The following is a 12422-nucleotide window of genomic DNA, read 5'->3' as shown; positions in this document are numbered from 1 at the left end:
GGAAGCACGAAGAATTGGATGGAATTTTTATCCCTTCTTGTCAAGTTCTTCCGATCGAAACTTAGGTTTCTAAGTAGTATTATAAACAGGAAAAAATCGGTATTTTTAGTCTAAGTCTTTGGAAAGGGGCCTGTTTTTTAAGATTCCTTTCTAAGTTTTTAGGGAAAAATTTCGAAACTATAACTATGGCACTACGAGGGTTTCTACTCTTATTATTCCTAATACCCTCCTATGTATTTTCAGAATCGCCTGTCTTATTTCGTTGGAAAATGAAATCTGGAGACGATCTAGAATTAAACGAATTTCATAGAGTAAAAGCCCGCCAAGGTTCTAGGGTCATCCATAGGGAAGATAAAAATAGGATCTTACTAAAAGCGGTCTCCTGCAAGAAGGAAGGTTGCGACTTTTCTGCAATATTCGACACCTATATTAAGTTTCCGGAATTAGATCCCGCATTCTATAAGGACAAAACTTTCAAGAGTAAATTTTATATTTCGGAAACCGGTCAATATACCGTGCCTCCCGAATACAGTATGCCCAATCTTAGATCGTTGCCTAGCTTTTCCTCCAAGGAAGTTGCAGTGGGGGAAGAGTGGGTTAAGCCTGCTTCCGAAAGTTTTCAATTTCCTTCCGCCAGAATAGAGATCCCTGTTCAAGCAAAATACTCATATCAAGGAAAAGAAGATTGGGAATATGCAGGCAGAAGAGGTAATGCGGACCTTATAGAATATAATTATAATCTAATGAAAGAATCCGAACCTCAGGCGCAAAATCTTCCGTATAAAATTTATGGATTTGCGAAGGGGAAAGTATTTTTTGATTCGGATGCTGGTGTTCCTCAATATAAATATGTTCAACTTGCATATACATTCGTCTTTCCGAACGGGATCGCACAGGAGATGTCTTTTGAGATCCATGGTCTGTATAATAAACAAAACTCTGTAACAGAAACTGATAAGGACAAAATTGCCGACGAAGTAAGAAGGCTTTTAGGTCCTTTTCCGGAAGGATCGACTCGTCCTAAAAAACAACCGAATGGGAAAAAAGGGAACGGGTTGGAATGGCCGGAATGGGAAGGAAATCCGGAAGAAGAAGTTGCGGATCGTGCTCCCGTTGAGATCAGAAAATCAAATGAAGGAGTTGTTCTTTCGTTAGATAATCTTCTCTTTGATTATAATAAGTCAGATCTAAAACCAGAATCCAAAAAAGTTTTGGATAGAATTGCAGACGTTCTGAAAAAGTATCCGGATAGAGAGATTAGGATCAGCGGCCATACAGACGACAGAGGAAGCCAAGAATATAATTTAAAACTTTCTCAAGATCGAGCATTGAGCGTCTTACAGGAATTAAGAGATTCTCATGGGATTGAAGAAACTAGAATGTCTTATAGAGGATACGGTAAAACCCAGCCTGTCGTAGAAAATTCTAGCGAAGCAGGCAGAGCTAAAAACCGAAGAGTAGATATCACTATCGTTTTAGAATAAACGATAGTTTTCGTTAAAAGTAAGTTTCGTTCTGACAATCGCTGAAATGGTTACTTTCCAATAAACAAGCAGTTAATATATCGTTATATGATTGTGTTCCGGGTTCGTGAGCGCCCACCGCTTGGCAGACCGCGTCTCTCATTACTTTTCTTCTGTCTTCGCAACGTTTCACTGGATCGCTGCCGCAGGATAAAAAACTAAATATTAAAGTAATATAGAACGCGTAATTTCTAACTTTCATTCTTTTCACCTGATTTATATGGATTGGCAATCGGATAAGTTAAAGTAGGAAACGGAAATTGCAAGGAGTTTTGGTGGAAAGGTGCCTAAACTTTTATATAAAACGTTTTTTATTCGTGAATATATCCCCAACTTTCCAAAACTTTTCTCACCTCTTTTCCTAAAGCTGCTTGTTCGGTCGAATCCGAGTTTCCGGAAAGTCCGGCGTCATTGTATATATATGGTATTTTAGAAGTTTTGAATTCGTATGGTTGTCTATTTGATGCGACTATTTCCGGCGAATCCCTATAAATTTTAGAACTTGCTTCGGAGAGAATTCCCCATTTTCCGGATTTATAATCTTCCGTTTTTCCGTCTTTCTGAACGGATAAACGAAAACCAAAAACAGGTTCTACTGTAAGAATGGAAATAAGAGCATCTTTTCCTTTTGGTTGAGAAACAGTTAAGGAAGCGGATTTTGTGTCTACTCTGTTCTCAGTTACGGGATGATCGGAGACTATCTTATAGATCCCGCCTTGGATCCCGATCTCGATTTTTCGGATACAATCTTGTTCGCATGCAGGTAATCTTAATTTAAAGACATTCTTTTTTAGGCTGTGAGAATTCAGATCGTTTCTGGCCTGTTTTAAAAGTTCCGGATCCTGAGTGATTAGATTTTTTGATTCTCCCGGATCTTTTTCCAAAGAATAAAGTTCTTCCTTCATTTTATGAGGTTCTCCTTCTTTGGTCCTTCTTACGAAATCATAACCTGGATATCTGCGTATCAGTTTGTATTTTTCAGTGCGGATGGATTCGGAAAATCTTCCTTCCGTATATACGAATTCCTCCGTATCAGGACCGTCTTCTCCAAATATCACTTTGGAATAATCGTTTCCATCACATTGATCTTTACTGCAAGGGATCCCTAAGGCTCCTACTAAAGTCGGAAATAGAGAAAGAAGAGAAACTTGCTTTGCGAATTTCTTTGTTTGAATATCAGATCTTGCAGAAGCAGGAGGGTGAATGATCCAAGGGACTTTTATCTCTTCGTCGTAATGAGTTTCTCCGTGAGCATGTAAATTCTCCGCGACGAAATGATGATGATAATAATGTTCTAAGGATTGAAGTTCACCATGATCTGCTACTACAGCAATCCAAGATCTATCGAAGGCTCCGGTTTTTTTTGCTTCTTCTAAAATTTTGCCGATCACTTCATCTGTGTATAAAATTTCAGCCAGATATTTCTTAACATATGGATCGTATTGGTTCCAAACTTCAGGAGGAGTCTGTTTGGAGAGCTGATCCAGATATTTTCTCTCAGGTAGATATGGATAATGAGGGGTGTTGATATTGATATGTAGGAAGAATCTTCTATTTTTGTTTTGGTTCAGGAATTGGACGGATTCCGCAAGTATGAGCTCAGTATCGTCTTTGTCCTTTCCGGGTTGAAATAGTTTATGAAAGCCTAAATCTACTCCAACTCCGGTATAATCCAAAAGAAAAACATTATTCATTAAACTTGCAGTCAGATAACCCTTGGATCTTAGATGATTCGGGAGTGTACTCGGCTTTTTTGAATAGAAAATTTTTCTATGTAAATTGCTTGAATAGAACCAAGCGTTTCCGAGTCCAAGTTCAGAAGCGATCTTTCCTGTAAAAAATGAGATCATACTTGGCTTGGTCCAATTTCCGTTTGCAAAAGTATTCTCGAAAATCACCGAGTCTTTTGCTAACTCATCCAAATGTGGACTAGTTGCAACGGGAGAACCTCCAAATCCCAAACGATCCGGCCTCAAGGCATCTACTACGATCAATATTACGTTTTCTTTAGGTCCCCATAATTCCGGATCGGTTACGGAAGAATACAGTATCGGTTGTCCTAAGAATAGTAGATCTCCAGGATTTTTAGGGGCCCATTCGAATTTCCAAAGAGGTTTTGGATCTTCTTCCAAACTTCTTGCTAGATGTTCAGGCAAAACGATCTTATGATCGATCCATTCTTTGCCCTTACTTTCCAATTCTTGAGAGAACACGACACCTTCTCCCAAGCGGATCGTTAGTTTTCCGGAAGAAGAAATATTTTCTCCTACCGAAGAGAGTTGTGTGTTTGAAAAGTCTAAGGTAACATTTTTAAAATCCGAGATCTTTCCTTCAGGAATCAGAAACTCGGATGAGATCTCACAATCTCCATTTTGGAAAAGTAATAAACTATCTCTAGATTCATTCAGAAGAGTTTGTTTATCTTTTAATATAGTAAGTTGAGTGTTTCTCCATTTTTCCTGGATAGGAAGTTCCGAATATCTGGAAGGATTTTTTTTATAATGATAAGAGATCTTTTGGATTGCGATCTCCGGATTTCCTTTGCAATGACTTCCGGTTTTTTTTAAGGAGCGTAGGCCGTCCCAAATCGGAATTATGGTCTCTTCTTCTCCTGAAACTGATCTTGAAAATATTTGTCTGCAATCATAAATGAATAATAGAAGCAGGAAATAAGCCAAAACCCTGAAAAGTTTGGAGTCAAAAGAAATCATAACAGAACAAATACAGGATTTTTTTTAAGGGGAGGCTTTACAACCTTTATCATCCTGATGAACAGTATTCGGTGAACATTCGTTTTGTCGAACAGAACGTTCGTTAGTAAAAATTCAATGGACCGGAGGAGTCGGTGTCTAAATAATAGGGCCATAGAAAGGATCTTAGATCCTTCAAAGGTTTTTAAACCAATCCCAAGGAAAAGGATTATGGCAGAAAAAGGCATTTCAAAAGACCTGATCGGCACAAAACTCGACGCCTACGAATTCGACGTTGAACGCGGAAAGATTAAAGAGTTTTGTTTAGCGATCGGTGAAAGCAATCCGATATACTTCGATGTAGAAGCAGCAAAAAAAGCAGGTTATGAAGACATTCCTGCTCCTCCTACATTCCCAACAGTGATCCAGTTTTGGGGATATCCTAAAATTTGGAAAGATATGGAGAACATGGGAGTAGACACTTCCAGAATTCTACATTTAAAAGAAAAATATAATTATGTTAAAACTCTTTATCCTGGTAAAGTTTCTTCCCAGGGAGAATGTGTTAACGTAACCGTCGGTAAGATGGACACTATGACCTTCCGTACTACGATCCGTAACTCTAAAGGTGAAACTGTTATCGAAGCGGAAATGTCCATATTCATCCGTAAGCCGGAACAATGATCGGAGGAAGACAATGAGTAAAATTGAATTCGACAAATACGAAGTAGGACAAGAACTCCCTCCTATAAAAGTGGACGCAATCACTCATGCGCATTTAGTGCGTTATGCGGGAGCAAGCGGAGACTTTAATCCGATCCATAATGATCCTGATTTTGCGCGTAAGACCGGATTGGACGGTACGATCGCTCACGGAATGTTCGTAATGGCTCAGATCGGAAGACTTTGCACTTCTTGGGCAGACCAAAAGCAAATCAAAGAATTTGGAGTCACTTTCAAAGCTATGACTAAACCAGGACAAAAATTAACTTGTTCCGGTAAGATCAAACGTAAGAAAGAAGAGAATGGAGAAAAACTTCTGACAGTTGCTGTTGAAGCTTCCGACGAATCCGGAGAAGTAAAAGCTTCTGGAGAATTAGTGGTTTCCTGCTAATATATCCATTTCCAAATTTGAAAAGCCTCCGAAGTTTCGGGGGCTTTTTTATGCCCGCGTGTAAAAAGCGGTTGTTCTTCGATTAATTTAGGATATGCATACTGCCCATGATTAACGCGGCAAAAAGTGTGCAATATTTCGGAGTATTCCTTTTGGTGGAAGGCCTGCTTTTAATAACGATCCCAAATCTTTTCTTAAGTTTATTCCTATTGAGTGCAAGCGATGTCTGGGTCAGAGTAGTAGGGCTTACTCTTGTCATATTAGGATATTTTTATTTTAGAATGGGGCAAGAAAATATCCGACCTTTCTTGAAATTAACGACTCATTCCAGAAGTTTTCAATTTTTGGTCCTGGCGATTTTTGTAGTATTAGGATGGATCCATCCAATGATATTATTACCGAGCGGTTTCGAATTTTTATGCGGGATCTGGACTCTTCTTCTTTTAAAAAAGGAGAATTCCTAAGTTTTTCGAGCTAACTTAAGATCTCTCTGGATTCTATGGCGATGATCGTGATATCATCGTATCTTTGTTCGTCGCCTCTGGATTTTTCTTCCATTACAACAAGATCTTCTAATAGTTTTTGAAGACTTACGCCGGATAATGTGCCCGCTCTTGCAGCGATCGTTTCTACTGTGCTCCATCTATTTTCTTTTCTACGATTTTCTATAAGACCATCAGAAAAAAGTAATAAACGACTTCCTAAGGGGAATTTGTAAGTAGAGAATTGTATTTCCAAGTCATCGAACAATCCAAGGATCGGCCCTGTCTTGTGCAATAATTCAAATTTACCATCCGGAGATAGTAACACTTGATCAGGATGTCCTGCAGATGCATACAAGACTTCCTTTTGTTCTAGATAAATATCCGCTACGAAACAAGGAAATATACTTTCTAAGGTATCGAATTTACGTAAGAATCTTCCGTTCAATTCTTTCAATACATGAGTAGGGCAGTCTAATTTTTTTAATTCTTCGTATTCGGTTTTGAGGGCCATAGTCATCAAACTGGCCTGAACACCGTGACCCACTGCATCCGCTAATAGAACTCTGACTTGTCCAGGATTGATCTCTGAAATATCTAAAAAGTCCCCGCCCACTTTTTCCAAAGGTTTATATACATAGTCGAAACGGATGCCTTTGATCTCCCTTTCCGGCGGAGTGAGGATCTTTCTTTGTACGTTCTGGGCGATCTCTAACTCTCGATTGATCTGTTGAAGAGTGTCGTTTAAGGTTCTTGTTCTATCTTCTACCTTTTGAACTAACTTTTCTTTCATTTCAAAAAGTTCTAAGTTCATGGTTTGAAGATCTTCAGTAAGTAGTTTCGCTTCTTTATATTTAGAAGACCTATCCGAAGCGATTACCAAAGATTGAAGAAATACGAAAAGTACAAGAGCGATATGAGAGATCTGGTGAGAAGACACTTTCAGAACATATGTATAGAATAGATCTATCATAACTCCCAAGAATAGTATCCCTGAACCATAAAGAATGTAGGAAGAGTTACTTTCTTTATCGAAATCGATCCCGAATATAACGTACAAGACGTAACCGATCGTAAGTCCTATAAATAGGTGAAAGTAAGCGATCTTATTGCTATTAAATTCTAATGACCCGAATAATGTGATCAGTATAAAGATCGCTACTATACCGAGAGAAATTTTAACGTACAATTTAGAAACGTACAGACTAAACGTTTCATAGAAGAATAGAATATATAATGCAGTCGCAGACATCATAGAGATCTGCTCTATCATTTGTATTCCGCCCTGCGGGATTGTAGGAAAAAATTCCATAAGTAGTCTGGTGTTCGTTACGAGAGTGCGTAAGCCGATTGCCATACTCATAAATCCGAAATAAAGAGGGGCCTTACTGGATCTTAAATATAAATACAGGGATATATGATAGATCCCCATGATGACTAAACTTGAAAATGCGAAAATATCAGTAAAGATGGTGCGGGTCCTAGTGGACAACATAACTTCTGAAGGACCCAGTTTCACTGGAGAGGAGATCCCTCCTTGTCTAGCAAAATTATTCGTAACGAATAAGGTGATCTCTATCTGACTAGAACTTGGAACGAAAGAAAAAGACCTAGGCTGCACTCTTGCAACAATTTGTTCTGGGGATGTGGCGGGAATACCGGATTCTCCTAAAATTTCCCCATCCAAATAGATCCTGTAGGAACTCCAAACCGTTCCCATTCCGATAGTCAGGACCTTTCCTACCCAAACATCAGGTAATAGGACCTTTAATCTATAAGTAGCATATCCGAATCTTTCATAAGAAGAATGTAATTCTGTTTCTCTATTCCAGGAACCTGGAACGGTCATATTTCCATGGAAGGATTCTAGGATCTTGCCTGGCTCTTGGCTCCAAAAAAATTCCCATTCTCCGGATAGATCGACCGGGCCTGAGCTCGCACTTTGGATCCCTCGAAGATCGATCGCTCCCCGATATGCACGTAAATTTTCTTCCTTATGCCATGGAGTGAGGGAAAGAAGGAAAATTAAAAAGCCGATGGGGCCTAATAGAAAAAATAAATATTTAGACGTGTGCATTTAGCAGGAAGGTAGAACCATCCTCCATCGGTTTATATTTTCTCGTCAATCTTTCTCCGACTAACAAGAGTATTCGTTCGTAATTTAGGAAAATAATAATTTCCAAAATCACTTTAGGAATATTTAGCCTTACGCTGTTTATTTGGTCTTCGCTTATAGAGAGAAGTCGCCCTAAGGTCTAATTCGGGGAACTTCAAAGATTATTAGAGGAAAAAAAACGAGGAATCATACGTCCAATACCTCCTTTTTTCTTAAAAAAATAGGATTTTAGAGATTATCGTGGATCACTTGGAAATTCCTGTTGCCTTGTCGGTGATCAGATCCAGTATGAAAAAGAATAGTACGTATTCTAATATGAGATCCCCGAACTTACTACATTCTACCTTACTCGTTTTAGCTATTGCTACATTCCATTTTGTTTCCTTTCTCGCATGTTCGGGGGAGAAGGATGAGCCTTCTATTTTAGAGATCCGCGATTTAATGGACTCGGGTCATTTGGCTGAATCTGTGCAAAAGGCTAAGGATAAGGCGATAAAGACAGGCAAAACGGATCAGGTGCATTATTTAAGAGGTTGGATCTACTATCTTCGTAAGGAAGACGCGGCCGCCGAAAAAGAATATAAACTTTGTTTAAAAGAGAATAAGAACTCTATCGATTGTCTGAGAGGGATCGCTCAGTTAGAAAAGAATAAACAAAATTATGAAAAATCTGAAACAAGATACAAACAAGCTCTCATAATTGCGCAAGCGTCCGGAGATAAGGAATATACTTCCATGCTCCTAACCGATTTAGGTAATCTTTCTCTTGCTCAAGACGAAAGAGAGGAAGCTATCGATTGGTATAATAAATCTGTCCAAGTAAAACCGGAAGGTTCTGCATATTACGGACTTGGTTTCGTAAACTTATTGAATAGAGATAAACTTTCTTCCGTTCAGTTTTTGAAGAAGGGACTTGAGACCGAATACAGAGATCTGATCATCAAAGCTGAAACATACTACTTACTCGCAAAGTTACAAAATGATTTCGAAAAAAATCCGAAAGCAGCAAGTGAGTCCGCAAAAAAAGCCTTCGAATTATTCCCTGCTATGGAGAAATACTCTAAATCTTGGGAACAATATTCCAAACTTTCCCGTTCTAATTAAAACAGGGACCTAGATGAATTTTTTAAGAATGATCTGGCGGATCATCCATAAACAGATAATTTTACCTTTTCAGGAATCTCACGCACCGATCCACGAAGTTTGTTTAGGAACAACCGTTGGATTGATCTGGTCTATGACTCCTCTTATTGGAGTACAGATGTATTTAGGTTTAGGAACCTGGCTGATATTCCGTTTGATTGGGATCCGTTTTTATCTTCCTATCGCAATCGCTATGATCTGGATCACAAATCCGATCACTCTTCCATTTTTCTATTCCTTATTTTATTGGATCGGAAAGCAGGTGCTCATCGTATTGGGGATACAATTCCAAGAGATCAGTTTCGATACATTATTGTCGATTGCGAAAGAATCCGAATCCATGGATCTGTTATCCGGGTTTTATCATTGGAGCGTTTTTCTTTTGGATAAGATGGGACTTCCTATGTTTATCGGAGGTTTCGTTTTTGGAATTCCGTTAGCGCTTATCGGATATCCAGTCACTTATAATTTATTAAACGCTTATCGTGCAAGAAGAGCTTCGGAAGAAGGGATCAGTCTTTCCGAATGGGAAGAGAAACATGTCCGCAAAGACGTGGGATTATTCTCTTCTTCCGAAAAAGTCACTTAAAGGATCAGATCATTCCGAGTTCTTTGGAGAGAGATTCTGCGCTGTATTTTACAGTTCCGGATCCATTCTCAGCTTCTTGCACCAAGGAAACGATCTTACGATTGATCGGTGCCTTATGACCGATCTGATCCGCAAGTTTTAGGATCTCTCCGTTTAAATAGGAAATTTCAGTCTTACGGCCATGATGTAGGTCTTCCCACATAGAGGATCTCGCTTCCGGGTCGATCTTTACCATGCTAGATGCAACAGTGAAAAAAAGAAAATCCGGTAATTTAAGAATGATCGGAGCAAGCCAAGGGATCATTTTTCCAGCCCTTGCAGGTTTGATCCCGGAGAGTTTTAAAATTTCGATCCCTTCTGAGATCATATCTGAAAGTATCTTTCTAAATCCTCTTTGAGATAATTCTTCTCTTAAAGGAATGCCAACCAATGCGTTTAAACTATTATTTAAGTTGAATAGAAGTTTTCCCCAAAGAACACCTTCCATATTTTTATGGACCATGGAAGGTAGTCCGGATCCTTTTAGATAAGAATTAATTCTATCTCCAAACTCGTTGGATTGAAGTACTAGTTCTCCGCTTGTCCCTCTATGGAATTTACCTTTTCCTTTTGCGACCACATTGAATGGAACCATACCGGGGATATTTCGATCGCCTAATTCAGGTAATACGGATGCGAGTTCTTGGGAATTTCTGACTCCATTCTGAAAGCTTACGACTATAATTTTAGAAAGTTCTTCTAGGGAAAAAAGGGAGCGGATCGATTTTCCTAATTCTATAGTATCCTTACTTTTTACCGTGATCAGGAAGATATTGGAATCCTTAGCTTCTTTGATATCCGTAACATATCTGACTTGGTTAGGTGCGAGTGTGAAAGAGCTGCCCGTATAGTCGCTGATCCCCAATCCGAATAATTGTATTTCTTGTTTTAATCTTTCTCTTCCTACAAAAACGACGGGATAGCCCGCCTTTACTAAATGTGCCCCAATGTATGTTCCGATACTTCCGGAGCCTAAAATTGCAAATTTCGGAGAAAAACTCATAACAGGAAAGAATGGGGAAAGATTGGAAAATACCAACTATAAAATGGATCGAGCGAGAATGGATTTGGGCATAAAAAAAGCCGGGTTTTAAATCCCGGCTTTTTCCTTCAAATTGTTCGAAATTATTGGTTTGATTTAGCGTTAGAAGCCATTTTCAAGAAATAACCTTCTACGTCATACCAAGGTTTTCCGGAATTCAAAGTGTTAGAAGCTTGTAAATGGTCTACACCGGTTACAAGAAGACCGTAGTCAGGTCCACCTTTGAAAGTTCCCCAAGTTAGAGAAGAATAAGGAACGAGACCATCACAGGTTCCGCCTTGCCCATTAAACAATCCCCCAGCAACACATGCAGGTTGAATGATCCCCATTAAAGGGTGTTGGATCAGGTCCGGAATAGTGATATAAGATCCGTAGGAGTAGTATTTAACTGCAGAAGCGTTAGGAGTACGGTTATTGAAAGCCGCAGTTCCGCTTGTAGTTAAGGAACCTAATGCTGCAAGAGCGTCTTGGTTTCCTCCGCCATAAACTAACTGAACTACTGCTCCTAAGATTGAACTTACGAAAGGTTTGATCCAATCAGGAAGAACTGTAGTTACGATGTCCGCAATTGGGGATCCTCTGTGAGGAGTGTTCAAAGTGGTCAAAGTAGACACTTTAGAAGAAAGTCCGAGGTTGGAAATTGCGTAACGGCTATCTAGTCCACCTTGAGAGTGGCCGATGATATGCACTTTGCTGAAGCCGTTTGCTGCAATATATACTAAAACTTTATTATTTAGCTCTACACCGCGAGTTTCATTGGATTGAGCCGCAGTTTTTGTAGGAGCATATACCGTTGCACCTTGGGATTGAAGATATGTGTCCATTCCTCCCCAGTAGTTAACGATACTGATGATTCCAGAAGAATCCTTTCCCCAACCGAAAAGTCCATGGGAAAGAACGATCGGATAAGATCCTGCCAAAGGCTTGGAGGAAGATCCCCCGCCGGAAGCGAACAACGAGCCGCTACAAATAAATAGGATTAATACCGCTAGTCCTAATTTACGCATTTGAGTTTACCTCTTCACTATTCTCTTGATGTCTGTGTGTTTCTCAGATTGAGATTCGCTTAGTTCTTGTTCGCTTTTTTCTCTGTATCACTCGGTACAAACCCGAGCTTTTGAACGTTAATTCATCGCTTTTAACTGTCAAGATAAAACGTTCGAAAAAAGTTCTCTAAATATAACGTTTGATATGAAACTAAAATTTATTTCTAACGGTCGGTTTGAATAGCAAATCCCTTGAGTGGTGATTTCGGAAATCCACTCTAGTTCCCGCTAAATGAGAAATTTCAAGAATGTCTAACGTGAATTCCGGTTCTTAAGCTTCTCTTTTCTATATTTCTAATCAGAAATTATATCATGTTCTATTTTGTAAAAAATTATGTCTCATTAGATAGAATCTCAAGGGCTGAGTTTCTGAAGAATATACGACTAACGCAGAGAATTTCTGCGGATCGGTTCCTTATCCTCCTGAGTGGAAGGGGCAAGCCTGGGTATTTGGAGAGCGCCTTTCTTAGCAGCAATGTAAGAAAAGGAGGTTCTAAAGCATCCCGGATCCTTAGAATCGCGAGAATCTTTGTTCTATAATAGCCCTTTCGCTTAGAAAAAAAATAAACAAAAGAAGGACATCTCTTCAATATTGAAGAGATGTCCTGGCTTGTATTGTTAGTTCTACTTGAACAACT

Annotated in this window: 11 protein-coding genes; 6 read left to right on the top strand and 5 right to left on the bottom strand. The window is 39.2% G+C overall.

Annotated features, from left to right (window positions below; all coding sequences use genetic code 11):
* Window positions 1–185: 185 nt before the first annotated feature.
* Window positions 186–1484, top strand: coding sequence for an OmpA family protein (locus EHQ64_RS13070; RefSeq protein WP_135649912.1), 1299 nt, complete (start codon window positions 186–188; stop codon window positions 1482–1484).
* 13 nt (window positions 1485–1497) lie between these two features.
* Here EHQ64_RS13070 and EHQ64_RS13065 read toward each other — a convergent pair whose 3' ends face one another.
* Both EHQ64_RS13065 and EHQ64_RS13060 read right to left on the bottom strand, forming a co-directional pair.
* A complete protein-coding gene (locus EHQ64_RS13065) occupies window positions 1498–1725 on the bottom strand; it encodes a hypothetical protein (RefSeq protein WP_135649911.1) in 228 nt (75 codons plus the stop codon).
* Window positions 1726–1834: 109 nt separating this feature from the next.
* A complete protein-coding gene (locus EHQ64_RS13060) occupies window positions 1835–4234 on the bottom strand; it encodes a sulfatase family protein (RefSeq protein WP_135649910.1) in 2400 nt (799 codons plus the stop codon).
* A 210-nt stretch (window positions 4235–4444) separates the two neighbouring features.
* Between EHQ64_RS13060 and EHQ64_RS13055 the strand changes: the two genes are divergently transcribed.
* The 3 genes from EHQ64_RS13055 (at window position 4445) to EHQ64_RS13045 (ending at window position 5791) form a co-directional block, all read left to right on the top strand.
* The gene (locus EHQ64_RS13055) at window positions 4445–4897 is read left to right on the top strand and encodes an FAS1-like dehydratase domain-containing protein (protein WP_135649909.1); all 453 of its coding nucleotides are present in this window, start codon (window positions 4445–4447) and stop codon (window positions 4895–4897) included.
* Window positions 4898–4910: 13 nt separating this feature from the next.
* Window positions 4911–5327 carry a MaoC family dehydratase gene (locus EHQ64_RS13050; protein ID WP_135649908.1) on the top strand — a complete coding sequence of 139 codons (417 nt, stop codon included), beginning with the start codon at window positions 4911–4913 and terminating at the stop codon, window positions 5325–5327.
* Between the two features lie 107 nt (window positions 5328–5434).
* A complete protein-coding gene (locus EHQ64_RS13045) occupies window positions 5435–5791 on the top strand; it encodes a hypothetical protein (RefSeq protein ID WP_135649907.1) in 357 nt (118 codons plus the stop codon).
* Between the two features lie 10 nt (window positions 5792–5801).
* Here the strand turns inward: EHQ64_RS13045 and EHQ64_RS13040 are convergent, their stop codons facing one another.
* Window positions 5802–7886, bottom strand: a complete 2085-nt coding sequence (locus EHQ64_RS13040) for a SpoIIE family protein phosphatase (protein ID WP_135649906.1) — start codon at window positions 7884–7886, stop codon at window positions 5802–5804.
* A 279-nt stretch (window positions 7887–8165) separates the two neighbouring features.
* Between EHQ64_RS13040 and EHQ64_RS13035 the strand changes: the two genes are divergently transcribed.
* The gene (locus tag EHQ64_RS13035; RefSeq protein WP_246048752.1) at window positions 8166–9029 is read left to right on the top strand and encodes a tetratricopeptide repeat protein; all 864 of its coding nucleotides are present in this window, start codon (window positions 8166–8168) and stop codon (window positions 9027–9029) included.
* Between the two features lie 13 nt (window positions 9030–9042).
* Window positions 9043–9657, top strand: a complete 615-nt coding sequence (locus EHQ64_RS13030) for a DUF2062 domain-containing protein (protein ID WP_135649905.1) — start codon at window positions 9043–9045, stop codon at window positions 9655–9657.
* Between the two features lie 4 nt (window positions 9658–9661).
* Here the strand turns inward: EHQ64_RS13030 and EHQ64_RS13025 are convergent, their stop codons facing one another.
* Both EHQ64_RS13025 and EHQ64_RS13020 read right to left on the bottom strand, forming a co-directional pair.
* Entirely contained in the window at window positions 9662–10699 is a 1038-nt protein-coding gene (locus EHQ64_RS13025) for a 2-dehydropantoate 2-reductase (protein ID WP_135649904.1), read from the bottom strand.
* 122 nt (window positions 10700–10821) lie between these two features.
* Window positions 10822–11745, bottom strand: a complete 924-nt coding sequence (locus EHQ64_RS13020) for an esterase/lipase family protein (RefSeq protein WP_135649903.1) — start codon at window positions 11743–11745, stop codon at window positions 10822–10824.
* Between the last annotated feature and the right edge of the window lie 677 nt (window positions 11746–12422).

This window comes from Leptospira sarikeiensis, from assembly GCF_004769615.1.
In the GTDB taxonomy this organism is placed as follows: Bacteria; Spirochaetota; Leptospiria; order Leptospirales; family Leptospiraceae; genus Leptospira_B; species Leptospira_B sarikeiensis.
Note: the sequence above shows the minus strand (reverse complement) of the source record. Positions and strands in the feature narration are given on the sequence as shown.

What these genes read in the sequence shown, in the direction of transcription:
- EHQ64_RS13070 (WP_135649912.1), top strand. Translation starts at nt 186, where the DNA reads ATGGCACTACGAGGGTTTCTACTCTTATTATTCCTAATACCCTCCTAT.
- EHQ64_RS13065 (WP_135649911.1), bottom strand. Translation starts at nt 1,725, where the DNA reads ATGAAAGTTAGAAATTACGCGTTCTATATTACTTTAATATTTAGTTTT.
- EHQ64_RS13060 (WP_135649910.1), bottom strand. Translation starts at nt 4,234, where the DNA reads ATGATTTCTTTTGACTCCAAACTTTTCAGGGTTTTGGCTTATTTCCTG.
- EHQ64_RS13055 (WP_135649909.1), top strand. Translation starts at nt 4,445, where the DNA reads ATGGCAGAAAAAGGCATTTCAAAAGACCTGATCGGCACAAAACTCGAC.
- EHQ64_RS13050 (WP_135649908.1), top strand. Translation starts at nt 4,911, where the DNA reads ATGAGTAAAATTGAATTCGACAAATACGAAGTAGGACAAGAACTCCCT.
- EHQ64_RS13045 (WP_135649907.1), top strand. Translation starts at nt 5,435, where the DNA reads ATGATTAACGCGGCAAAAAGTGTGCAATATTTCGGAGTATTCCTTTTG.
- EHQ64_RS13040 (WP_135649906.1), bottom strand. Translation starts at nt 7,886, where the DNA reads ATGCACACGTCTAAATATTTATTTTTTCTATTAGGCCCCATCGGCTTT.
- EHQ64_RS13030 (WP_135649905.1), top strand. Translation starts at nt 9,043, where the DNA reads ATGAATTTTTTAAGAATGATCTGGCGGATCATCCATAAACAGATAATT.
- EHQ64_RS13025 (WP_135649904.1), bottom strand. Translation starts at nt 10,699, where the DNA reads ATGAGTTTTTCTCCGAAATTTGCAATTTTAGGCTCCGGAAGTATCGGA.
- EHQ64_RS13020 (WP_135649903.1), bottom strand. Translation starts at nt 11,745, where the DNA reads ATGCGTAAATTAGGACTAGCGGTATTAATCCTATTTATTTGTAGCGGC.